This is a genomic window from Microbacterium sp. SLBN-154 (assembly GCF_006715565.1).
Classification (GTDB): Bacteria; Actinomycetota; Actinomycetes; order Actinomycetales; family Microbacteriaceae; genus Microbacterium.
This window is the reverse complement of record NZ_VFNL01000001.1, coordinates 320426-344861: the sequence shown is the minus strand read 5'-3', so window position 1 is coordinate 344861 and position 24436 is coordinate 320426. Positions and strand designations below refer to the sequence as shown.

The 24436-nt window shown below is 70.8% G+C and carries 15 protein-coding genes; 9 read left to right on the top strand and 6 right to left on the bottom strand.

Features of this window, described 5'->3' with window-relative positions:
• Nucleotides 1-31 precede the first annotated feature (31 nt).
• Both FBY40_RS01715 and FBY40_RS17485 read right to left on the bottom strand, forming a co-directional pair.
• Nucleotides 32-871, bottom strand: coding sequence for an energy-coupling factor transporter transmembrane component T (locus FBY40_RS01715; RefSeq protein WP_141935927.1), 840 nt, complete (start codon nucleotides 869-871; stop codon nucleotides 32-34).
• Nucleotides 868-2895: an ABC transporter ATP-binding protein gene (locus FBY40_RS17485; RefSeq protein ID WP_141935925.1), complete on the bottom strand. Its 2028-nt coding sequence runs from the start codon at nucleotides 2893-2895 to the stop codon at nucleotides 868-870. Before FBY40_RS17485 ends, FBY40_RS01715 begins: the two co-directional genes overlap by 4 nt.
• A 272-nt stretch (nucleotides 2896-3167) precedes the next feature.
• On the opposite strand from FBY40_RS17485, the gene FBY40_RS01705 reads away from it, so the two are divergent.
• Nucleotides 3168-4523: a D-alanyl-D-alanine carboxypeptidase family protein gene (locus FBY40_RS01705; RefSeq protein WP_235014433.1), complete on the top strand. Its 1356-nt coding sequence runs from the start codon at nucleotides 3168-3170 to the stop codon at nucleotides 4521-4523.
• On the opposite strand, the gene FBY40_RS01700 is transcribed toward FBY40_RS01705, so the two are convergent.
• Nucleotides 4499-5068: an ECF transporter S component gene (locus FBY40_RS01700; RefSeq protein ID WP_141935923.1), complete on the bottom strand. Its 570-nt coding sequence runs from the start codon at nucleotides 5066-5068 to the stop codon at nucleotides 4499-4501. The genes FBY40_RS01705 and FBY40_RS01700 overlap by 25 nt on opposite strands.
• 142 nt (nucleotides 5069-5210) lie before the next feature.
• On the opposite strand from FBY40_RS01700, the gene FBY40_RS01695 reads away from it, so the two are divergent.
• Complete coding sequence (locus FBY40_RS01695; protein WP_141935921.1) at nucleotides 5211-8795, top strand: S8 family serine peptidase; 3585 nt, start codon at nucleotides 5211-5213, stop codon at nucleotides 8793-8795.
• Nucleotides 8796-9699: 904 nt separating this feature from the next.
• Here FBY40_RS01695 and FBY40_RS01690 read toward each other — a convergent pair.
• Together FBY40_RS01690 and FBY40_RS01685 are read right to left on the bottom strand one after the other, a co-directional pair.
• On the bottom strand, nucleotides 9700-10728 hold the full coding sequence (locus FBY40_RS01690) for a pirin family protein (protein WP_141935919.1): 1029 nt from the start codon (nucleotides 10726-10728) through the stop codon (nucleotides 9700-9702).
• Complete coding sequence (locus tag FBY40_RS01685) at nucleotides 10725-11045, bottom strand: GNAT family N-acetyltransferase (protein WP_141935916.1); 321 nt, start codon at nucleotides 11043-11045, stop codon at nucleotides 10725-10727. The genes FBY40_RS01690 and FBY40_RS01685 overlap by 4 nt, the downstream gene beginning before the upstream one ends.
• 110 nt (nucleotides 11046-11155) lie before the next feature.
• On the opposite strand from FBY40_RS01685, the gene FBY40_RS01680 reads away from it, so the two are divergent.
• Nucleotides 11156-13714 (top strand): DEAD/DEAH box helicase, encoded by a 2559-nt coding sequence (locus FBY40_RS01680; protein WP_141935914.1) that lies wholly within the window; start codon nucleotides 11156-11158, stop codon nucleotides 13712-13714.
• Nucleotides 13715-13727: 13 nt separating this feature from the next.
• Here the strand turns inward: FBY40_RS01680 and FBY40_RS01675 are convergent, their stop codons facing one another.
• Nucleotides 13728-14249 carry a DUF4262 domain-containing protein gene (locus FBY40_RS01675; RefSeq protein ID WP_141935913.1) on the bottom strand — a complete coding sequence of 174 codons (522 nt, stop codon included), beginning with the start codon at nucleotides 14247-14249 and terminating at the stop codon, nucleotides 13728-13730.
• Nucleotides 14250-14437: 188 nt separating this feature from the next.
• Between FBY40_RS01675 and FBY40_RS01670 the strand changes: the two genes are divergently transcribed.
• The 6 genes from FBY40_RS01670 (at nucleotide 14438) to FBY40_RS01645 (ending at nucleotide 24060) form a co-directional block, all read left to right on the top strand.
• Nucleotides 14438-14974 (top strand): DUF1697 domain-containing protein, encoded by a 537-nt coding sequence (locus tag FBY40_RS01670; RefSeq protein ID WP_141935911.1) that lies wholly within the window; start codon nucleotides 14438-14440, stop codon nucleotides 14972-14974.
• A 34-nt stretch (nucleotides 14975-15008) separates the two neighbouring features.
• The gene (recQ, locus tag FBY40_RS01665) at nucleotides 15009-16985 is read left to right on the top strand and encodes a DNA helicase RecQ (RefSeq protein ID WP_141935909.1); all 1977 of its coding nucleotides are present in this window, start codon (nucleotides 15009-15011) and stop codon (nucleotides 16983-16985) included.
• A 149-nt stretch (nucleotides 16986-17134) separates the two neighbouring features.
• On the top strand, nucleotides 17135-18802 hold the full coding sequence (locus FBY40_RS01660; RefSeq protein WP_141935907.1) for a formate--tetrahydrofolate ligase: 1668 nt from the start codon (nucleotides 17135-17137) through the stop codon (nucleotides 18800-18802).
• Nucleotides 18803-18965: 163 nt separating this feature from the next.
• Nucleotides 18966-21089, top strand: a complete 2124-nt coding sequence (locus FBY40_RS01655; RefSeq protein ID WP_141935904.1) for an acyl-CoA dehydrogenase family protein — start codon at nucleotides 18966-18968, stop codon at nucleotides 21087-21089.
• Between the two features lie 39 nt (nucleotides 21090-21128).
• Nucleotides 21129-21713, top strand: coding sequence for a DNA-3-methyladenine glycosylase I (locus tag FBY40_RS01650; protein WP_141935902.1), 585 nt, complete (start codon nucleotides 21129-21131; stop codon nucleotides 21711-21713).
• 73 nt (nucleotides 21714-21786) lie between these two features.
• Entirely contained in the window at nucleotides 21787-24060 is a 2274-nt protein-coding gene (locus FBY40_RS01645) for an ATP-binding cassette domain-containing protein (protein ID WP_141935900.1), read from the top strand.
• The last annotated feature ends 376 nt before the right edge of the window (nucleotides 24061-24436 follow it).

Below are 24436 nucleotides of genomic sequence, written 5' to 3'. Positions count from 1 at the left end.
CGCCCTCCGCGGCGCGGCGGCGGCGGGCGCGTCAGCGGGGCAACGGCAGGGCGAAGAGTGCCGCGCTGACGATCCAGAACGCCAGCGTGAAGACCGTGTCGCGCGCCCGCCACGGCACGAGGTGCCGCTCGGTGCGGTCGGGGTAGGCGCCGAAGGCGCGGGAGTCCATCGCGAGCGCCACCCGCTCGGCGTGCCGGATCGCGCCGGCCAGGAGCGGCACGATGTACCCGATCCACCGGCGGGCCGCGGCGAACGGCCCCCGCCCGCCGTGCGCGCCGCGCACCCGGTGCGCCTGGCGGATCACCTCGAGTTCGTAGCCGAACCGGGGTACGAACCGGAACGCCGCCAGCGCGGTGTACCCGATGCGGTACGGCACCCGCAGCTGCTGCACCATCGCGCGGACGAGGTCGGGGCCGGTGACCGACAGTCCGGCGATGAGGGCGAGCGAGACGATGGCGGCGATCCGGATGCCGGTGGCCGCCCCCACCTCGAGGGCGCCGCCGTAGAGGGTCCAGTCGCCGATCGACCAGACCGTGACGCTCTGGTCGACGCGCTCGGGGTCGGTCCAGAGGGCGAAGCTGAGCGCCAGCACCGCGGCGAAGGCGGGGATGGCGAGGAGGAAGCCGACGAGACGCGGCGTGAAGCGCACCCCCACGAGCAGCACCGCGTACGCCAGCGCCAGGAAGGCGGCCGGGGTGGCGGCATCCCTGACGAACACCAGCCCCAGCATGGCCGGCGCTGGCGCGATCAGCGTGGCGAGCGGATTGATGCCGTACAGGAAGCGCAGCGGTGACGCCTCGACTCGCTCGGCGTACGGGTCGAACCGGCCGCGGGTCGCCTGCGCCGCGGTGACCGGGCCGGTGACCGTCACGGCGCACCGCCGGGAAGGTCGGCCAGGCGGGTGACCCGGCGGAGGGACGGATGCCGCTTGAGCGCCGTCATCGCTCGGGCGAGCGGTGGCGCGGCCAGGCCCGTGGACTCGAGCAGCGCGAGGTCGGAGAGGATGTCGGCCGGCGCGCCTTCGGCGCGGATGCGTCCGTCGTCGACCACCACGACCCGGTGGGCGTGCTCGGCGACGAGCTGCATGTCATGCGAGACGACGAGGACCGTGGTGCCGGAGGCGTTCAGGTCGCCCAGGAGAGCGAGGAGCTCGTCGGCCCGGGCGCGGTCCTGCCCGAACGTCGGCTCGTCGAGGGCGAGCACCGGCGCACCCGTCACGAGCGCGGTGCCGACCGACAGGCGGCGCTTCTGGCCGCCCGAGAGGAGGAACGGGTGGGTGGCGGCTTTGTCGGACAGGCCGAAGCGCGCGAGGATCTCGGCCGTCCGCGCACGGATCTCGTCGTCGGGGAGTCGCTGAAGGCGCAGCCCATGGGCGACCTCGTCGAACACGGTGTGGGTGATGAACTGGTGCTCGGGGTTCTGGAAGACGAAGCCCACCCGGCGCGCGAGGGTGCGGATGTCGGCGCGTGCGACATCCGTCCCCCCCACGGTGACGCTGCCCTTCGGGGGACGGATGACGCCCGCGATCGCCTGCAGGAGCGTGGTCTTGCCGGCGCCGTTGGCGCCGACGATCGCGATGAACTCGCCCGTGGCGATGTCGAGGTCGACGCCGTGGAGGATCTCGCTGCCTCCGCGTCGGATGGTCAGTTCGCGCACTGTGACGGCGGGGGCGGCTGCGGGTGCTTCCGTGGCGCGCGCGCGGAGCGCGCCGGCTGTGCGGAGCGCGCGGTCGAGGCGAGGAGATTCGGCCGAGACGCGGACGTTTCGCCCCGAATCGTCCGCGTTTGGACCGATCGCCCGCGTCTGACGGGGGGAGGAGGCGGGAAGGGGGGAGGAGGTCGAGAGGGGGGAGGAGGTGGGGAGGGGGGAGGAGGTGGGGAGGGGGGAGGCGGTAGGGAGGGGGGAGGAGGTGGGGAGGGGGGAGGAGGTGGGGAGGGGGGAGGCGGTAGGGAGGGGGGAGGAGGTGGGGAGGGGGGAGGAGGCGGGAAGGGGGGAGGGTGCGGCGTCGAGGGCGTCGGTGAGTTCGGCGGGCGTCAGGGGAAGCCGATCGAGGAGGTACCCCGCGGAGCGCAGCCGCAGCGCGGCGAGGGTCGACACCGGGAGCCACACGCCCATCGCGTGGAGCTCTTCGGCGCGGGCGCGCAGCACGTCGTCGGTCGAACCGTCCGCGAACAGCTGCCCGTCGGCATCGAGGACGACGACCCGGTCGACGAGGCCGACCGCGGCGTCGAGATCGTGCTCGACGAGAAGGATCGCGCGATCGCCCGCGGCGACGATGTCGGCGAGCGCGGCATAGACCTCCTCGATGCCGCGCGGGTCGAGGTTCGCGGTCGGCTCGTCGAGGACGAGGAGCGGCGACCCGAGCGCGAGGGCGCAGGCGATCGCCAGGCGCTGCCGGCCGCCACCGGAGAGCCGGTCGGGGTTCTCGCGGCGCCGTTCCCAGAGCCCCACCCGGCGGAGCGCCGCTTCGGCGCGCCCGAGCACCTCGCCGACCGGGAGCCGCAGGTTCTCGGGGCCGAAGGCGACCTCGTCGAGGAGCGTGCCGGTGACGAGCTGGGCGTCGGGGTCCTGGAAGACCATCCCCACCCGCGTGCTCAGGGTCGCCACGGGGGTGGCGCCGACGTCGAGGCCGGCGACCTCGAGGTCGCCGACGACCGCGGCGGGGATCGCCTGCGGGATGAGACCGTTCAGCGCCAGGGTGAGCGTCGACTTGCCCGAACCGCTGGGCCCGAGAAGCAGCACTACCTCACCCGGTGCGACGTCGAGGGTCGCGGAGGCAGGGGTTGCGGCCTGTGCCCCCTCGTGCGTGATCGCGACCTGCCGTGCGCGGAGAAGCCGCGGAGCGTCGTCCCGAGCCGTGCGCGGGGCGGCGTGGTCGCGGGGATGGGCGGGCATGGGTCCTCGATGGCTCGGTACCCCCAACTTAGCCTGCCCTAACCTCCCTCGGCCGGGCGGTCTCTCGACGTCGAGCCCAGCCGCACGGCGCCGGCGCCGCCTCGCCGTGTCCCGAACTCCTGCCGTTTCGCGCGCCGCGCGGCCAGCCTCCCCGGATCGGGGCGGTGCGCGCCGAATCTGCAGGAGTTCGGGACGCGACACCACTCGACTCCGGCTCGGGCCTCGCGCTTTCCCGCGCGACGAGGTAAGCATGAGGGGCCGGAGGGGGAGCGGTGACGACGGAGCTGGACGAGCGGGGCGGTTTCGCCGACTTCGACGCCCTCATGCGCGACGCCCCGGGGGCGCCCGTGAGAGGTGACGATATCGATCCCCGGCGACGGCGGAGGCGCCGCTGGATCGGCTGGACGGTCATCGCGGTGGTCCTCGCCCTGGTGATCGGCGCGCCATCGGCCTACGTCACCTGGGCGCTGACCGCCCCGCTTCCCGCCCCCGAGGCGACGTACACCGAACCGGCCGCCCCCATCACCGCCCCCGCGACGCTCTCGCTCCCCGCCCAGGGGTCGTCGGCGATCAGCGTCGCCGGCGCCGACGCCTACCTCGGCGCGGAGGCGGCGGGCATTTGGACGACCTCCGGTCCACAGGAGCCGGCGGCGATGGCGAGCATCACCAAGCTCGTCACCGCGCTCGTCGTGCTCGACGCCCACCCTCTCGCGAGCCCGGAGGACCAGGGTCCGACCCTGTGGTTCGACGACGCCGACGAGGACCTCTACGACGCCTACTACGTGCAGAACGTCACGATCGCGCCGATGCCGGCGGGCAGTTCGATGTCGCTCCGCGGCGCGCTCGCGACGATGCTCATCCCGTCGGCCAGCAACTACGCCGACGCGGTCTCGACGTGGGCCTTCGGGTCACGGGCCGGCTTCGTCGCGGCGGCCCGCGCCTGGCTCGACGGCCATGGCCTCGCCCAGACCACCGTGGTCGACCCGACCGGCATCAGCCCGCGCAACACCAGCACTCCCGCAGACCTCATCGCGCTCGGGCGCATCGCCGCGGCGCATCCCGACATCGCGGGGATCGTCGACACCCCATCGGCGACGATCGGCAGCGCCGGCATCGTCAACAACACCAACGGCCTGCTCGGCACGGCCGGCATCAGCGGGCTCAAGACCGGCAACCTCGGCCCCGGCACGTTCGCATTCCTCTACACCTCACGGCTCGACGTCGGCGTGGGCACGCCCCTCGCGGTCGTCGGCGTGATGCTTGGGGGCGAATCCCGCGACGCGGTCAACGGCGACGTGCTGCGGCTGCTCGGCAGCATCCAGGAGGGCTTCCACGACGTGCCGCTGGTGACCGCCGGTCAGACACTCGGAGACGTCACGGCCCCGTGGGGTGGGGCGGCGCGCGTGGTGACGGCGTCGGCAGCCGACATCCGCACCTGGTCGGACACCCCGATCGCGGTGACCTCCGACATCCGCACGCCCGAGACCTACACCGACGGCGAGGTTATCGGCTCGATCACCTGGACCGCCGGGCCGCGGACCGAGACGGTCGACGTCGTCATCGAGGGCGACATCGAGCCGCCCACGCAGTGGTGGCGGTTGACTCACCCCGCCGAGCTCGGGGGCTGAGGAATCCGCGGACGCACACCTGCCCGGCGCAGCGCCCGACCGATGCCGAGCCCGACCGCGGTCCAGGCGATCGGACCGGCGACGAAGAGGGCGACGTAGACGATCTGCTGCCACTCGCGGAACTGCGTCACATCGGCGGCGAACCAGATCGCCGCGCCGATCACGACGCCCACGACGACGGCCGAGACGAAGAACCGCCACGGTTCCCATCGACGGTATCGGGTGAGGGCAGCCACCCCCTCCTGGAGCAGGCCGATGAGGATCGCCGTCCCGATGTAGCGACCGATCCACACCGGCACGACCGCGCTCGCCACAAGCGCCGCGATGAGATGCGTCAGCAGGGCGACCCAGGGCTGGCGCAGCAGCTCCTGCGCGATCACCCCGGGAAGGACATGGATGCCGAGGACGAGGCCGTAGAGGATCGGCCAGGTCGCGACGATCACGCCGCTGAGGGCTCCCGCTCCTGCCTGCAGCACGCCCGTCGCCACGCCGATCGCCGCGCACGTCAACAGAACGCGGGTCGTCAGGGGCGCGGTTCGGGCCACCTCTCCAGCGTAGGGCGGATCTCATCGAGTTCTCATCTGGAATACGTTCTCTGAGTTTCGCCTGTGAGTTACGTTAGCCCGACGTGCGCGCCGATGATGCCGCGCACGCCTCGCTCTACACCATCCTCGTTGGGAGCCTTCTATGGGTCGATCCTCCGTGAGAGCAGCCGCGGTCGTCACACTCGCCGCCCTGTTCACCGGGTCCGCAGCAACCGGCGCCTATGCCGCGACACCCGTGGAGGAGGTGACACCCCCCACTCCCATCGATTCCCCCACCGGTTCGTACATCGTCCTGCTCGAGGAAGAGCCCGTCGCGACGTACGAAGGCGGCGAGGCGGGCCTCGCGCCCACCAAGCCCGGCGAGGGCGAGAAGCTCGACACCCAGTCGCAGGCCGTCGAGGAGTACTCCACCTTCCTCGCCGAACGGCAGCAGGATGTCGCGGCCGAGACCGGCATCGACCCTGCGGCCACCTACCAGCTGACCCTCAACGGCTTCAGCGCGAAGATGTCGCCCGAACAGGCCGCGAAGGTCGCCGGGACCGACGGCGTCATCGGCGTCTACCCCGATGAGATCCGTCACCCCGACGCCGTCCCCTCCACCGAGTTCCTCGGCCTCGAGGGCGCCGGCGGCGTGTGGGAGCAGGTCGGCGGTGTGGATGCTGCGGGTGAGGGCGTCGTCGTCGGTGTCATCGACACCGGTATCGCGCCCGAGAACCCCTCGTTCGCCGGCGACCCGCTCGGCACGACGCCGGGCACGGGCGAGCCGTACCTCGAGGGCAACGAGGTCGTGTTCGACAAGGCCGACGGCACGCAGTTCCGCGCGGAGCGCGTGACCGGCGATGCGTGGGACGAGTCGGCGTACTCCACCAAGCTCATCGGTGCGCGCTACTTCGGCGACGGCGCCGCCGCCGCCGGGTTCACGTTCGAGGCCGAGTACGTCTCGCCGCGTGACAACGACGGCCACGGCTCGCACACCGCCGGCACCGCCGCGGGCAACGACCAGGTGGCCGCGTCGATCGAGGGCATCGACCTCGGCGCGATCTCGGGTGTGGCCCCCGCCGCGAAGGTCTCGGCGTACAAGGCCTGCTGGGCAGGACCCGATCCCCTCGTGACCGACGACGACATCTGCGCGCTGAGCGACCTGCTCGACGCGATCGACACCGCGGTGGCCGACGGCGTCGACGTCATCAACTACTCGATCGGCGGCGGCGCCGCATCCTCCACCTGGCAGCCGGACGACATCTCGTTCTTCAACGCGGCCATCGCGGGTGTCTTCGTGTCGGTCAGCGCCGGCAACAGCGGCCCCGGCGCCTCGACCGCCGACCACGCCTCGCCCTGGTACGCCACGGTCGCGGCCTCGACGATCCCTACCTGGGAGGGCAGCGTCCAGCTGCCGAACGGCTACCTCGAAGCCGGTGCCTCGGTCACCGTGCAGGAGGGCGAGGAGGTCACCGGTCCGGTCGTGTACGCCGGCGACATCCCCGCTGCGGGCGCGAACGCCGCCGATGCCGCGCTGTGCTTCCTCGACACCGTCGACCCCGCGCAGGCCGCGGGCAAGATCGTCGTCTGCGACCGCGGTGTGAACGCGCGCGTGGAGAAGTCGCAGGAGGTCGCCGCCGCGGGCGGAACCGGGATGATCCTCGTCAACGTCACCCCCGGGTCGCTCGACAACGACTTCCACTCGGTGCCGACCGTGCACCTGGACGCCGCCGTGCGCCCTGCGCTGCTGGACTACGTCCAGAACACCGTCGACCCCACGGCGACGCTCATCGGCGGCAACATCACCGGCAACGAGACGCCGGTGCCCCAGGTCGCGGGCTTCTCGAGCCGCGGCCCGATGCTCGCCGACGGCAGTGATGTGCTCAAGCCCGACATCGCCGCACCCGGTGTGGCGATCCTCGCGGCCGTGCAGAACGACGCCGACGGCAAACCCGCCTACGGCGTGCTCTCGGGCACCTCGATGGCGGCGCCGCACATCGCCGGTCTCGGGGCGCTCTACCTCAGCGAGAACCCGCTGGCCACGCCCGACGAGGTGAAGTCGGCGATGATGACCACCGCCTACGACACCGTGAACGCCGACGGCTCGGCCAACACCGATCCGTTCGCACAGGGCGCCGGCCAGGTCGACGCGCGACGCTTCCTCGACCCGGGCCTGCTGTACCTCAACGGTCCGGCCGACTGGGCGGCGTTCGTCGAGGGCGTGGGGAACTTCGACTTCGAGGGCGTCGAGCCCATCGACGGCAGCGACCTGAACCTCGCGTCGATCGCGATCGGAACGCTCTCCAGCGAGCAGACCGTGACCCGCACCCTCACCGCGACGCGCCCCGGCACGTACACCGTGGACGCGTCGATCCCGGGAGTCAACGTCTCGGTCGAGCCGTCGACGCTCACCTTCGGGGCGGCAGGCGAGAGCCAGTCGTTCTCGGTGACGATCTCCAACGCCTCGGCCCCGGTCGAGCAGTGGGCGACGGGCTTCCTCACCTGGACCGGCGGCGACGGCACCACCGCGCGCTCGCCGCTCGCGGTGCAGCCTGTGACGGCGGATGCTCCGGCGACCGCGTCGGGCGAGGGGATCACCGGCAGCACCGACGTGACCATCACGCCCGGCGTGACCGGCGACCTCGCGCTGAACCTCTCGGGCCTCGCGCCGGTGAGCCTGCTCACCGACCCGGCGAACCCGGTCGAGGGTCACACCGGCAACGAGAACTCCGGTGACGAGAACGGCGACGTCGCGTGGATCGTCGACGTGGCCGAGGGTGCCACGCTCGCACAGTGGAAGCTGGACTCGTCGGATGACGAGGGCAGCGACCTCGACCTGTTCGTGTACCGCGTGGTCGCCCCGGATGACCTCCGCTACTACGAGTCGTGGACGTCGGCGACGGCGTCGGCCGATGAGCAGGTGAGCCTGGACGACCCGGAGGCGGGGACGTACCTCGTCATCGCGAACATGTACTCGATCACGCAGCCGCTGAGGTGGGACCTCACCTCGGCGGTCGTCACCCCGGGTGGCGCGGGTTCGTTCACCGCGACGCCCAACCCGCTGCCGGTGCAGCAGGGTGTGCCCGCGACCTACACGGTCTCGTGGTCGGGGCTGGAGCCCGGGACGCGCTACCTCGGTGTCGTCGGCTACGGCGACTCGGCGGTGCGGACGGTCGTCGAGGTCGATCCCGGGGCCGCGGCTCCGGTCGCGGTCGAGGCTCCCTCGATCAGCGGAACCCCGAAGATCGGACGCACCCTCACCGCCGACCCCGGCACGTGGGACCCGGCCGAGGTGACGGTCGCCTACCAGTGGCTGCGCAACGGCGAGCCGATCGAGGGGGCGACCTCCGACCGGTACCGCGTGACCCGCGACGACCAGGGCGCCGCCCTGTCGGTGCGCGTCACCGCCACGGCCGAGGGGAACATCAACCCCGGCACCGCGACGAGCGCCGAGGTGTTCGTCAAGGTGGCCTCCGACACGCGGGTGAGCCTCAACCGCTACGTCGGATCGAGCTCGCAGGAGTTCGTCGCCACCGTGACGGTCTCGGCCCGGAACGGCGTCGTGCCCGAGGGTGAGGTGACCCTCTTCGTGGATGCGAAGAAGTACACCGGCACCCTGGTGAACGGTCAGGTCGCCTTCCCGCTCCCGAAGCAGAACCGCGGCGTGCACGTCGTGGTCGCGCAGTACGGCGGCAGCAACACGGTCGAGACCTCGACGGGGCTCTCCGGGTTCCTCGTGCTCCGCTGACGCGGAGTGCGACGGCGCTGAGAACAACGGCGCTGAGAACGCCAGCGGCGTCCGGGCTTCGGCTCGGGCGCCGCTGGCGTATTCGGATGGGGTGGTCGCTCGGTGACGTGGGTGGCGACCATTTGTGACACCTCGATGCGCCGCCGCCAGGCGAGGCGGCCCGACGGGGTGGTGGCTTGTGGGCGCCGAGGATCACCTGTGACACTTCGGTGCCCCTGCTGCGGTCGGGGTGGCGCGAATGGTCGCTTCGGGCGGCGCGGGGCGACCATTTGTGACACCCGGGTCGCGGGCGCGAGGGGGCCGGGAACGGGGTGGCAGAAGTGGTCGTGGGTGGCCGTACCGGGGACCATCTGTGACACCTGGATGCCCCGGCGGCGATCGGGGTGGCGGAGATGGTCGCTTCGGGCGGCGCGGGGCGACCATCTGTGACACGCCCGATGCCCCGGCCGCGATCGGAGTGGCGCGAATGGTCGTTTCGGGCGGCGTGGGGGGACCATTTGTGACACCCGGGTCGCGGGTGCGAGGGGGCCGGGAACGGGGTGGCGGAAGTGGTCGTGGGTGGCCGTACCGGGGACCATCTGTGACACCTCGATGCCGCGGCGGCGATCGGGGTGGCGGAGATTGTCGTTTCGGGCGTCGTGGGGCGACCATCTGTGACATCTCGATGCCCAGGCTGCGATCGGAGTGGCGGCAATGGTCGTTTCGGGCGGCGTGGGGGGACCATTTGTGACACCCGGGTCGCGGGTGCGAGGGGGGCCGGGAACGGGGTGGCGGAAGTGGTCGTGGGTGACCGTTCCGGGGGCCATCTGTGACACCCGGACCACGGGACCGGGCACACCGGGGTCCAGCGTTATCGCACTTGCTGCGGTCGGGCGGGCGGAGCGCAGCTACCGCAGCGCGGGGCTCAGACCCGACGGCGTCGGCGTGTCAGGCGCACGGCCGGCAGCGGCGGAGCGGGGATCCACTCGTCGCCGTGATCGATCACCCGACCGAAGCGGTCACCGCGTGCCTGCCAGGCCTCGCGCGCCGCCACGATCTCCTCGTGCGAGCGGCCGACGAAGTTCCACCACATGACGATCTCGTCCTCGAACGGCTCGCCTCCGAGGAGGAAGACGGTGGCGTCCTCCGTGCTCGACAGTTCTACGTCGCTCCGGCGGGTTCCGAGATAGAGCAGGTGGCGGTCGTCGACGGATGCCGCGGGGCGGCCGTCGGACTCGTCGACGCCGTCGAACACATCGACCTCCCCCGTGAGACCGAGGACGGCGTGCTCCCATTCCGGGCGCAGGGGCACCCGGACCCGCGACCCGGCGGGAATGCGGATCTCGGCGCCGACGATCGGGGTGAAGGCGCTCGCCGGTGATGCCACCCCGCCGAGGCTCCCCATCACGACGGTCGCTTCGCCGTCGGCGCCCGTCGTGGCTTCCAGTCGAAGGGTCGGCAGCGCCTCGTGCCGCTCGAAGTCGGGGGCGCCGTGCCGGCGTGACTCGGGAAGCGCGACCCACAGCTGAAGGGCGTCCAGCGCCGACGGACCGTCGCCGAGGGAGTACTCCGAGTGCGAGATCCCCTCGCCGCTCGTCATGAGGTTCAACGCGCCGCGGCGGACCACGACGTCGCTTCCGACGGAGTCGCGGTGGCGCACCTCGCCGACGAGCGGCCACGTCACCGTCTGCAGTCCGATGTGCGGGTGGGGCTCGACCCGCATCGTGGTCTCCTGAGGTCCGAACCGATCCAGGAAGCACCACGCCCCGACGAGAGGCAGGTCGCGCTGGGGGAGTGCCCGGTGGACCTCCATTCCTCGCACGCCGCCGAGCGGCACCTCGCGCGCCTCGAGCAGCAGGGCCCTGGGCCCGTCGCACTCCACTGCCGCCGACAGCTCGGCGGAGGCATCGAGACCGCCGGCCGTCCCCGGCGCCGATGCGTCGAGGCGTGTCATGGTCGGGGTTCCGGCCAGTCGACCTGAAGGTCGGAAACCTCGTGCTTGCCGAGCCAGCGGGCGACGAACGGGCAGCGGGGCACCACCGTGACACCGCGCGCCGCGACATCCGCCATCGCCTGTCCGACCAGGGTGCCGCCCAGACCGCGCCCGGCGAAGGCCTCGTCGATCTCGGTGTGGATGAACAGCTCGCGACCACGGGAGTCGGTGATGTACTGCGAGAACCCGCCGAGCGCGTCGCCGACGTGGATCTCGTAGCGGCCGGCCTCGTCGTTGCGGGTGACGCTGATGCTGTCGGTGTCGGTCTCGTTGCCCACGGGTGTCCTTCCGTTGTGCCTCTCAACCTATGCCGCGTCGTGGGCATTCCGCGAGGACGACGCCGCGCCGCGAGGCGCCACGCGGCGCGCGTATCAGGCAGACTCGCTGGATGCCCCTCTCGCTGCTCGACGCCGTCCCGCCCGGTGCAGACCCGGATGCGGCATACGAAGGGTTCGCCTCGTGGGCGGCCGATCGCGGGCTGGCCCTCTACCCCGCCCAGGAGGAGGCGGCGATCGAGCTGGTGTCGGGTGCCCACGTGATCCTGTCCACGCCGACGGGCACAGGGAAGTCACTCGTCGCTGTCGCCGCCCACGCGATCGCGCTCGCCCGCGGTGGCCGGACCTATTACACCGCTCCGATCAAGGCCCTGGTGAGCGAGAAGTTCTTCGCGCTGGTGGACATCTTCGGCGCCGAGAAGGTCGGCATGGTGACCGGCGACTCCTCGGTGAATCCCGACGCCCCGATCGTGTGCTGCACGGCGGAGATCCTCGCCAACCTCGCCCTGCGGCAGGGTTCGGATGCCGCGGTGGACCAGGTCGTGATGGATGAGTTCCACTACTACGGCGATCCCGATCGGGGCTGGGCGTGGCAGGTGCCTCTGCTGCTGCTGCCACGCGCCCAGTTCGTCCTCATGTCGGCCACCCTCGGCGACACCTCCGACATCTCCGCCGACCTTCGCCGACGCACCGGACGCGAGGTGGCCGAGATCACCGGGGTCGACCGGCCGGTTCCCCTCGACTACGCCTACTCGCGCTCGGCGGCGCACGAGATCGTCGAAGAGCTGTTGTCGGATCAGAAGGCGCCGATCTACATCGTGCACTTCTCGCAGGCGGCGGCGATGGAGCGCGCTCAGGCGCTGTCGAGCGTCCGGATCGTCTCCCGGGAGCGTCGCGACGAGATCGCCGAGGCGATCGGCGGGTTCCGGTTCACGACCGGGTTCGGCAAAACTCTCTCCCGCCTGGTCCGTGCGGGCATCGGTGTGCACCACGCCGGGATGCTGCCGCGATACCGACGACTGGTCGAGACCCTCGCTCAGCGCGGGCTGCTGCGGGTCATCTGCGGCACCGACACGCTCGGCGTCGGCATCAACGTGCCGATCCGCACGGTGGTGCTGACGGCTCTGACCAAGTACGACGGGCAGCGGATGCGGCACCTCACCGCCCGTGAATTCCACCAGATCGCGGGTCGGGCAGGTCGCGCCGGATTCGACACCGCCGGCACCGTGCTCGTGATGGCGCCCGAGCATGAGATCGAGAACGCAGCGGCCATCGCCAAGGCCGGGTCCGATCCCAAGAAGCAGAGGAAGGTCGTTCGCAAGAAGGCTCCGCAAGGGTTCGTCAACTGGGGAGAGGCGTCGTTCGAGCGGCTCGTCGCCGCCGAACCCGAGCCGCTCGTCCCGCACCTGCAGCTGACCGCGGCGATGCTCATCAACGTCATCGCCCGAGGCGGTGACGTCTTCGCGCATGTGCGCAGCCTCGTCTTCGACAACCACGAGCCGCGCCCTCGTCAACTCGCGCTCGCCCGTCGAGCGCTGGCCATCTTCCGCACCCTCGTCGTCGCCGGGATCGTCGTGGTGGAGCGGCCCGGCGGCGCGATCCGCCTCACGGTCGACCTGCAGCCGAACTTCGCGCTGAACCAGCCGCTGTCCCCCTTCGCGCTTGCGGCGATCGAGGTGCTCGATCCCCGCGTCGAGCGGGGTCGGACGCCCGGTGGGGATGCCACCGCCGCCGACCGTGACGAGGTGTCCAGCACCGCGGGGAGCGGCCACTACGCCCTCGATGTCGTCAGCGTGATCGAGGCGACCCTGGACGATCCGCGGCCGATCCTGTCGCAGCAGGAGTTCCGCGCTCGCGGCGAGGCCGTGGCGGCGATGAAGCGGGAGGGCGTGGAGTACGACGACAGGATGGCCGCGCTCGAGGAGATCACGTACCCCAAGCCGCTCGCTGAGCTGCTTGAGCAGACCTTCGAGGTGTTCGCTTCGAGCCAGCCATGGGTCCGCGATTTCGCCCTGTCGCCGAAATCGATCGTTCGCGACATGTTCGAACGAGCGCTGTCCTTCGCCGAGTTCGTCTCCTTCTACCAGCTCGGCCGCAGCGAAGGCCTCGTCCTCCGCTACCTCAGCGACGCCTATCGGGCGATCCGGCAGACCGTTCCGGCCGAAGCCCAGACGCCGGATCTCCTCGATCTCGTCGCCTGGCTCGGCGAGCTGGTACGTCAGGTGGACTCGAGCCTCGTCGACGAGTGGGAGGCGCTGATCAACCCGGCCGCCGACCCCGACGCTCCGGTCGTTCCGCCGGCGCCCCCGTCGATCCTCACCAATCGGCGTGCCTTCGTCGTCCTCGTACGCAACGAGCTCTTCCGTCGCGTGCAGCTCGCCGCCCTGCAGCGCGACGACGATCTCGTCGCGCTCGACCCCGACGTGGATTGGCCCACGGCGCTCGATGACTACTTCGACGAGCACGACGAGATCCTCACCGGGGGATCCGCTCGATCGTCGTCTCTCGTCGAGATCGACGAGACCGCCGCCGACGGTCTCTGGATCGTCGAGCAGACGATCGACGATCCAGCCGGCCACCATGACTGGCGTATCCGCGCCGAGGTCGACCTCGAGGCATCCGTGGCCGAAGGCACCGCGATCGTTCGGGTCACCGAGGTCCTGCGCCTCTGACCTCACACGACCCTCACGCGCTCCACTTGCCTGGCCGCGGCTGCATCTCGGCGGTGTTCCTGTACCCGTCCTCCCAGGGGAACCGGCCGCCGAGATCGTCGTAGGTCAGTTGAAACAGCGGGACGGACGCGACGTCGGGACGCTGGTAGTGGCGGTTGGCGGTGAAGGCGATCTCGGCGGGATTGGGGATGGTTTCGACGATCACCCTGTGTGCCCACCGATCGCCGAACGTCAGCAGCATCCCGGGGATGAGTCCTTCTCCCGTGCGGACTCGGCCGGCGACGTCGTTGAGCACCGCCTGAGCCGTCCCCGGCTTCACGTTGACGATGGCGAGTTCCGGATGCCCGATACCGAACAGGCCGGTCGTGTATGCGAAAGACGGCCCCTCTCCGCTGCCCTCGCAGGAGCAGCCGGGCGCTCCGCAGGCCCCTCCGACGTAGGTGATGTGCACGCCGTGGCGGCGGATCATGTCGGCCACGTGCGCGTCTTCCTGGTCGAGCCAGGCGGAAATGGCCAGCGGTGTCTCTTCGAACATGAGTTCCCACTCCTTCGATCGTATATGCGTATATGTGTTCGAGGATAGAGGGTGCATCAGACATCGTCCATCGTCTGGGGCGAACCCCGCATCGAGGTGGCGCACTTCTTCGACTTCGCTCTCCGTAAGCCACCGATCGCGCCACCTGAACCGGTGACCGGGAGGGTGACATCGGGTAGAACGAGAACGTGCCGACCTATCTCGCCTTCCTTCGCGCCGTCAACCTCGGCGCGAAGCGGGTGTTCCCGAAGGATGACATCCGCCGCGTCGTGGAGAGCCGGGGCTTCACCGGCGTGGAGACGTACATCAACACCGGCAACGTCCGGTTCACCACGATGATGCGTTCGCAGGCCCGCATCGCGTCGGCGCTCGAGGCCGCTTTCGCCGCCGATCGGGGCTTCGAGGTTCCGACGATCGTGTTCTCGCAGGACGAGTTCCGCCGCGTGGCGGGGGATGTCGCGGAGCTCTCCGCCGCGCACCCGGGGCTCGCGCGCCACTACGTCTACCTGCTCAAGAGCAGCCCGACACCTCCTCAGGCGGCGGCCGTCGAGGCGACCTCCAGCGACAAGGGGCGGATGGTGGTCCGCGGGCGCGCGGCCCACGCCCTGCTCGGCGACGGCTACGAGGCGGGCCAGGTCGACCCGCTCGCCGCGACGAAGATGCTGGGCATCGCGACCAACCGCACGCACACCGTCGTCACCGCCCTCGCCGAGCGGTGGTGTTGACAGAGGGAAGCCGGTGTCGGCGCCACCGCGTAGCATGGCCGCCGTGGCGCACGTGAACCGATACCCCCTCGACGAAGCGCCCGCCTTCGACATCCCGCCCGATGACGACGAGTGGTATCCACCGGAGGACGCCTGGCTGCCCCCGGCGGACGTCCCGAGAACGCCGGCCGCAGCGCCGAGCGTCGCGCGTCGCGACTTCACCGGCGCTGACCCGCGGGCGGTACTGAAGGAGGTCTACGGCTACGACACGTTCCGCGGCGATCAGGCCGCGGTGGTCGAGCACGTCATCGCCGGCGGTGACGCGGTGGTGCTGATGCCGACCGGCGCCGGCAAGAGCGTGACCTATCAGGTGCCCGCCCTCGTGCGACCGGGCACGGGCCTGGTGATCTCTCCCCTCATCGCCCTCATGCACGACCAGGTCGACGCGCTCGTCGCCAACGGCGTGCGTGCGGCGTACCTCAATTCGACGCAGTCGCAGCCCGAGCGCGCCGCCACCGAGCGCGCGTACCTCGCCGGCGAGATCGACCTCCTCTACGTCGCGCCCGAGCGACTCTCCCATGCTGCGACCACCGCGCTCCTCCAGCGCGGCCGGCTGAGCGTGATCGCCGTCGACGAGGCCCACTGCGTGTCGCAGTGGGGACACGACTTCCGGCCCGACTACCTCGCCCTCGGCGATCTCGCCGAGCGGTTCCCGGGCGTTCCGCGGCTGGCCCTGACCGCCACCGCCACCCGCGAGACCCATCGCGAGCTCACCGAGCGGCTCCGCCTGCCCGACGCCCGCCACTTCGTCGCGAGCTTCGACCGCCCCAACATCCAGTACCGCATCGAGCCGAAGGTCGAGCCGCGCAAGCAGCTGGTCTCGTTCATCCGCGCCCAGCCCGAGGGCTCGGCCGGGATCGTCTACGCCCTCAGCCGCAAGACCGTCGAGCAGACCGCCGATCACCTCCGAGCCCAGGGGATCGATGCGCTGCCGTACCACGCCGGGCTTCCGGCAGAGATGCGCGCCGCCCACCAAGCCCGCTTCCTGCGCGAGGACGGTGTGGTGATGGTGGCCACCATCGCGTTCGGGATGGGGATCGACAAGCCCGACGTGCGCTTCGTCGCGCACATCGACCTGCCGAAGTCGGTCGAGGGGTACTACCAGGAGACTGGGCGCGCCGGCCGCGACGGCGAGCCGAGCATCGCGTGGATGGCCTACGGACTGGGAGATGTGGTCCAGCAGCGGCGCCTGATCGACGCCTCCCCGGGTGACCGGCTGTTCAAGACGCGGCTCGGCCAGCATCTCGACGCGATGCTCGCGCTGTGCGAGACCGTCGGATGCCGCCGACAGAACCTCCTCGCCTACTTCGGTCAGCCCTCCGATCCCTGCGGCAACTGCGACACCTGCCTCGAGCCTCCCGAGACATGGGAGGGCACGGTGGCCGCGCAGAAGCTCCTCTCCACGATCGTGCGGCTCCAGCGCGAGCGGAATCAGTCATTCGGCGCCGGCCAGCTCATCGACATCCTTCGCGGCAACAGCACCGAGCGGGTGCGTCAGCAACGACACGATCAGCTGGCCACCTTCGGCATCGGCGCCGACCTGACCGATCAGGACTGGCGCAGCGTCATCCGGCAGCTGCTCGCCCGCGGCATCCTCGTGGCCCGCGGCGAGTACGGCACCCTCGCACTCGGTGAGGCGGCGCCCGACGTGCTGCGCGGAGCAAGCGAGGTGCCGCTCCGGCGCGACGTGCTGGGTCGGTCGGGCGGCGTTGGCCGCGTCCGCAAAGCCGCGGCGAGCGAGACGCTGGATGCCGGTGACAGGCCGCTGTTCGAGGCGTTGCGGGCGTGGCGTGCGGGCGTCGCACGCGAGCAGGGTGTGCCCGCGTACATCGTGTTCGGCGACGCGACCCTGCGCGCGCTCGCCGAGCGCCGCCCCGAGAGCGCCGCCGACCTCGAAGGCATCCCCGGGATCGGTGCGAAGAAGCGCGAGGCGTACGGCGAGGCCGTCCTCGATGTGGTCCGGGCCGGCTGAACACGCGTCCTCTAGGCTCCTGTCAGGGGCGATGGCGCCCCCGACACCGGGCGGCGCCCCGCAACGTGGGGCGACGGTGCCCACGAGACGACGGGCGACAGCGCCCGTGGAGACATCGGGCGATGAGGCCCGGGAGGTCTGACCCAGCAATGAGCAACATCGACATCGCCCAGGCGGCGCAGCTCGAGCCCATCGGCGTGATCGCCGACAAGCTCGGCATCCCCGCCGAGGCCCTCGAACCCTACGGTCGGCACAAGGCGAAAGTGGCGTTGTCGTTCGCCCGCAGCATCCGGGATCGCCCGCGCGGCCACCTCGTCCTGGTGACCGCCGTCTCCCCGACGCCGGCGGGCGAGGGGAAGACCACGACGACGGTCGGCCTCGGCGACGCGCTGAACCGGGTGGGGGCGCGTGCCGCGATCTGCCTGCGCGAGCCGGCGCTCGGTCCGGTGTTCGGGATGAAGGGCGGCGCGGCCGGCGGCGGGTATGCGCAGGTGGTGCCGATGGAGGACATCAACCTGCACTTCACCGGCGACTTCGCCGCGATCGGTGTGGCGACGAACCTCCTCGCAGCCCTCATCGACAACCACATCCATCACGGCAACGCCCTCGGCATCGACGTCCGCCGGGTCACGTGGCGGCGGGTGCTCGATGTCAACGACCGCGCCCTGCGCGACGTGGTCGCGGGCCTGGGCGGCCCGGGGAACGGCTATCCGCGTGAGAGCGGGTTCGACATCGTCGTGGCGAGCGAGGTGATGGCCATCTTCTGCCTCGCCACCGACCTCGCCGACCTGAAGGCGCGGCTGGGCGAGATCGTCATCGGTCACACGCGCGAGCGGCAGCCGGTGCGCGCCCGTGACCTCGACGCGCACGGAGCCATGGCGGCGCTGCTGCGGGATGCGCTGGCGCCCAACCTCGTCCAGACGCTCGAGCACACCCCGGCGTTCGTCCACGGTGGTCCGTTCGCGAACATCGCGCACGGCTGCAACTCGTACCTCGCCACCGACACGGCGCTGCACCTGGCCGACTACGTCGTCACCGAGGCCGGATTCGGATCCGACCTCGGCGCCGAGAAGTTCGTCGACATCCTCTGCCGCTCCACGGGGCTGCGTCCCTCCGCCGCCGTCATCGTCGCCACCGTGCGGGCGATGAAGTACCACGGCGGCGTCGAGGTGGCGGACCTGGCGACGGAGGATGTCGCGGCGCTCCGCCGCGGCGCGGTCAACCTCCGGCGCCACATCGAGATCGTGCACGGTGTGCTCGGCCTTCCCGTGGTCGTGGCGATCAACCACCGGGCGGAGGACACCGATGCCGAGGTCGCGGCGCTGCAGGAGGAGGCGGCGGCTGCCGGAGTCACCGCCGTGGTCGCCCGTCACTTCGCCGAAGGCGGGAGGGGAGCCGAGGATCTCGCCCGCGAGGTCGTGCGCCTCTGCGAAGAGCCGGCGGAGCCGGCGCTCACCTATCCCGATGACGCGACCCTGTGGGACAAGATGCGCGCCATCGCCACACGCATCTACGGAGCATCCGATGTCACCGCTTCCAGCGCCGTGCGCACACAGATCCGACGCCTGCAGGAGGAGGGGTACGGCGGGTATCCCGTGTGTGTGGCCAAGACGCAGTACTCGTTCTCGACCGACCCGCGGCTCCGCGGTGCACCGACCGGGCACGTCGTCGACATCCGCGAGGTGCGCCTGGCCGCCGGGGCCCGGTTCGTCGTGATGATCTGCGGCGACATCATGACGATGCCCGGCCTGCCGGCGGTGCCCGCGGCGAACACGATCGACGTCACCGACGACGGGCGGATTGTCGGGCTCTTCTGACCTCCCCGCGGGGCCGCTGCGGGTCCGGATGTCGCTTGGGCACAATCGGCCCCGGCGACATCGCCGCGCCTGCTTGTGCTGAATGCACAACGCACTTGGAAGCGCGTTGTGGGACACCTACGGTTTAGGTGACTTCCTTCGACTCCTTCTGGAGAGGTGAGAAATGGCCGACGCCGCCGTTCGTCCTGAAACCCCCGCATCCGACTCCCGCACGCCCGCCGGCGGAGCGCCGACCGCTGCCCACACGGCGGCCGAGGCATCCGAGGCCCGCATCGACATCGATGCCGTCACGAACCTGCTGCTCGGCACCTGGGCCGACACCCGCCGTGAGGCGCGCGAGCTGATCAAGGACTCCGCGTTCTGGCAGGTCAACGACCTGACGGTCGCCGAGCACCGCGAGCGCACCCTGACGCAGCTGCACCTCCTCGCCGACAACGGCGGCGGGCGCCGCGCGTTCCCCGCCGAGTACGGCGGCGCCGACGACAACGGCGCGAACCTCGCCGGTTTCGAGGAGCTCGTGCTCGCCGACCCGAGCCTCCAGATCAAGTCGGGCGTGCAGTGGGGGCTCTTCGCCTCGGCGATCTATCAGCTGGGCACCAAGCAGCACTGGGACAAGTGGCTGCGCCCCGTCATCTCGATGGAGCTGCCCGGAGCGTTCGCGATGACCGAGACCGGGCACGGTTCCGACGTCGCCGCCATCGGCACCACCGCGACCTACGACCCCGACACCGAGGAGTTCGTGATCCACACGCCGTTCCGCGCGGCGTGGAAGGACTACCTCGGCAACGCCGCCCTGCACGGCAAGGCCGCGACGGTGTTCGCGCAGCTGATCACCGGCGGCGTCAACTACGGCGTGCACTGCTTCTTCGTGCCGATCCGCGACGACGAGGGGAGATTCCTCCCCGGCATCGGCGGCGAGGACGACGGCCCCAAGGGCGGCCTGAACGGCATCGACAACGGCCGCCTGCACTTCGACCAGGTGCGCGTCCCGCGCGAGAACCTCCTCAACCGCTACGGCGACGTCGCGCCCGACGGCTCGTACTCGAGCCCGATCGACAGCCCCGGACGCCGCTTCTTCACGATGCTCGGCGCCCTCGTGCAGGGACGCGTCTCTCTCGACGGGGCCGCCACGACGGCATCCGCTCTGGCTCTCTACATCGCCACCACCTACGGCAACCAGCGCCGCCAGTTCGACTCCGGCGCCGGCACCGACGAGGTCACGCTGCTCGACTACGGCAAGCACCAGCGGCGCCTGCTGCCCCTCCTCGCCCAGAACTACGCGCAGTTCTTCGCTCACGACGAGCTGCTGCGCAAGTTCGACGGGGTCTTCTCGGGCCGCGCCGACACCTCCGAGGAGCGCGAGGACCTCGAGACCCTCGCGGCTGCGCTCAAGGCGCTGTCGACGTGGAATGCGCTGGACACCATCCAGGAGAGCCGTGAGGCGTGCGGCGGCCAGGGGTTCCTGGCCGAGAACAGGATGACGGGGCTCCGCCACGACCTCGACGTCTACGTCACGTTCGAGGGCGACAACAACGTGCTCCTGCAGCTCGTCGGCAAGCGGCTGCTGTCGGACTACGCCAAGCAGTTCAAGGGCAAGGATGCCGCTGCGCTCGCACGGTTCGCGGCGGCTCAGACGGCGGGCAAGGTCTTCCACGGCGCGGGCCTCCGCCAGCTCGGGCAGGCCGTCGCCGACTTCGGGTCGACGGCGCGCTCGGTGGAGCTGGGGCTTCGCGCCGAGCAGCAGCACGAGATCCTCTCGGGGCGGGTCGAGCAGATGGTCGCCGACCTCGCCGGGGCGCTCCGCCCCGCCTCCAAGCTCGACAAGGCCGAGGCGGCGGCGCTGTTCAACAGCCACCAGGCCGAGCTGATCGAAGCGGCCCGCGCTCACGGCGAGCTGCTGCAGTGGGAGGCCTTCTCCGACGGGGTAAAGGCGGTGGCCGATCCCGGCACCCGCCAGGTGCTGACGTGGCTGCGCGACCTGTTCGGTCTGCACCTCATCGAGAAGCACCTCGCGTGGTACCTCATCAACGGGCGCCTCTCCACGCAGCGCGCCGCTGCGGTGTCGCGCTACATCGACCGGCTCTGCGCGCGGCTGCGGCCCCACGCCCAGGACCTCGTCGACGCCTACGGTTTCGCGCCCGAGCATGTGCGCGCCCCCATCGCGTCGGGCGAGGAGCGCGTGCGCCAGGAGGAGGCTCGCGAGTACTACCGTGCGCGCGTTGCCGCGGGCAACGAGCCGATCTCGGAGAAGTCGCTGCAGAAGGGCAAGACGCTGCAGAAGAAGTAGCGCGCGCCCGGTGTCGGCGGGCCCGGGCATACTGACCCCATGAGTGTGGTCACCGGGCCCGACGGGCGCGACCGCTGCGCGTGGGTCGGCGACGACTCCGAGTATCGGCGCTACCACGACGAGGAGTGGGGCCGGCCGCTGCACGGCGACCGGCCGCTCTTCGAGAAGATGAGCCTCGAAGGGTTCCAAGCGGGACTGTCGTGGATCACGATCCTCCGCAAGCGCCCGGCGTTCCGTCACGCCTTCTCCGGATTCGACCCCGTCGTCATCGCGGCCTTCGGAGACGACGACGTCGAGCGGCTGATGGCCGACGCGGGCATCGTCCGCAACCGCGCGAAGATCCTCGCCACGATCGGCAACGCCCGGATCGTCGCCGAGATGCCCGACGGTGCGCTCGACGCCCTGATGTGGGCGTACGCTCCGGATGCCGCGGACCGGCCGCGCCCCCGCACGTTCGCCGATGTGCCGGCGACGACCCGCGAGTCCGATGCGCTCAGCCGCGACCTGAAGAAGCGCGGCTTCCGCTTCGTCGGCTCGACGACGATGTACGCGCTGATGCAGTCCTCCGGCATGGTCGACGACCACCTCGAGGGATGCTGGCGCGCGGCGGACCCGCGCGAGTGACCACTGCGGACACCCCCTGTCCGCAGTCGCTGGCACGCTGTATCGTCTAGGCGCCTCGACAGACGGGAAACGCATGACCGCTGCATCCGCTCACATCGCCGATTCGCACGGGCTCATCCGTGTCGTCGGCGCCCGCGAGAACAACCTGAAGAACGTCACCGTCGACATTCCCAAGCGTCGGCTCACCGTCTTCACCGGCGTCAGCGGATCGGGGAAGTCGTCGCTGGTGTTCGGCACGATCGCGAACGAGTCGCAGCGCCTCATCAACGAGACCTATCCGACCTTCGTGCAGCAGTTCATGGAGCAGCTCAGCCGCCCCGAGGTCGACGCGCTCGAGAATGTCAGCGCCTCGATCGTCGTCGATCAGGAGCGCATGGGCGCGAACTCGCGATCGACGGTCGGCACCGCGACCGACGCGCAGGCCATGCTGCGCATCCTCTTCAGCCGGCGAGGGGAGCCGAGCGCGGGTGCGAGCTTCCACTACAGCTTCAACCTGCCGCAGGGCTGGTGCCCGCGCTGCGAGGGTCTCGGCGAGGTGAGCGACATCAACCTCGAGCAGCTCTTCGACCGCGACAAGTCGCTCGCCGAAGGCGCGCTGACCATCCCGGGGTACAGCGTCGACGGGTGGATGGTGCGCATCTTCACCGAGTCGGGCTTCGTCGACCCCGACAAGAAGATCCGCGATTACTCCGACGACGAGCTCGACGCCCTGCTGTACAAGGAGCCGACGAAGATCAAGGTCACCGGCATCAACATGACCTACGAGGGACTCGTCCCCAAGGTCACGAAGTCGTTCCTCCAGAAGGACCGCGACGCGCTGCAGCCCCACGTGCGGGCCTTCGTCGACCGTGCCGTGATGTTCACCGCGTGCCCCGAGTGCGGCGGCTCGCGCCTGAACGAGGCGGCGCGGGCATCCCTCATCGACGGCATCTCGATCGCCGATGCCGCCGCGATGCAGATCTCCGACCTGGCCGCCTGGCTCGACACCGTCGACGATCGCGAGGTCGGGCCGCTGATGTCGGGTCTGAAGCACCTCACCGCGACCTTCGTCGAGGTGGGTCTCGGCTATCTCTCGCTCGACCGGTCGTCGGGCACGCTGTCGGGGGGCGAGGCGCAGCGCACCAAGATGGTGCGTCACCTCGGGTCATCGCTCACCGACATCACCTACGTCTTCGACGAGCCGACGGCGGGCCTTCACCCGCACGACATCCAGCGCATGAACGACCTGCTGCAGCGCCTGCGAGACAAGGGCAACACCGTGCTGGTCGTCGAGCACAAGCCCGAGGTCATCCAGATCGCCGACCACATCGTCGACCTCGGACCCGGTGCGGGCCGCGCGGGTGGCGAGATCCAGTACACCGGTGATGTCGCGGGGCTCCGCGCCTCGCAGACCCTCACCGGCCGGCATCTCGACCATCGCGCAACGCTCAAGGCGGCGCCCCGCAGCGGGCGCGGAGCCCTCGAGATCCGCGGAGCGCGGCAGCACAACCTCACCGGGGTCGACGTGGACATCCCGCTGGGCATCCTCACCGTCGTCACGGGTGTGGCGGGGTCGGGGAAGTCTTCGCTCATCCACGGGAACGTGCCGTCTTTCGACGACGTCGTCGTCGTCGACCAGTCGCCGATCAAGGGTTCGCGCCGTTCGAGTCCGGCGACCTACACCGGCATCCTCGACACGGTGCGCACCGCGTTCGCGAAGGCCAACGGCGTCAAGGCGTCGCTGTTCAGCGCGAACTCGGCGGGCGCCTGCCCGGTCTGCAAGGGGCTCGGCGTCATCATCACCACCCTCGGCTACACGCAGAGCGTCGAGACGCTCTGCGAGGTGTGCGAGGGAACGGGCTTCAGCGCCGAGGTGCGCGAATACCTCCTGAACGGCAAGAACATCGCCGAGGTGCTGGCGATGTCGGCGGCCGAGGCGGCGGAGTTCTTCCCCACCGGACCGGCGCACACCACGCTCGCGCGGCTCATCGACGTCGGGCTGGGGTACATCACCCTCGGGCAGGCGCTCAATACGCTGTCGGGCGGGGAGCGGCAGCGGCTGAAGCTGGCGATCTCGATGGCGAAGAAGGGCGCGATCTACGTTCTCGACGAACCCACGACGGGGCTTCACCTCGCCGACGTCGACAATCTGCTGCGCCTGCTCGACCGGCTCGTCGACGCCGGCAACAGCGTCATCGTCATCGAGCACCACCAGGCGGTGATGGCGCACGCCGACTGGATCATCGACCTCGGACCGGGAGCAGGCCACGACGGTGGGCGCATCGTCTTCGAGGGCACACCGGGCGACCTCGTGGCGACGGCCGACACGCTCACCGCGCAGCATCTGCGCACCTACGTCGGCGCCTGACCGCGCGCCTCGCGCCGCGCCGCGCGCTCCTCGCGACCCGTCAGATTGTGCGGCTCGGGATGCGAGCGGGCGACGTTTCTTGACGGGTCGCGTCGCGGGGGTCGGGCGCGGGGGCGGCCCCGGGCGTGCGGCGCGCCGCGCGCTCCTCGCGACCCGTCCGAATGTGCGGCTCGGGGTGCGGGCGGGCGACGTTTCTTGACGTGTCGCGTCGCGCGCTCCTCGCGACCCGTCAAAATGTGCGGCTCGGGATGCGGGCAGGCGACGTTTCTTGACGTGTCGCGTCGCGCGGGTCGGGCGTGGCGTGGGGTCAGGTCGCGCGGATGAATCGCGGGTGGGGTCGCGCGGCTCAGGGCTGCGTGTGGCCTGGGCAGGCGCG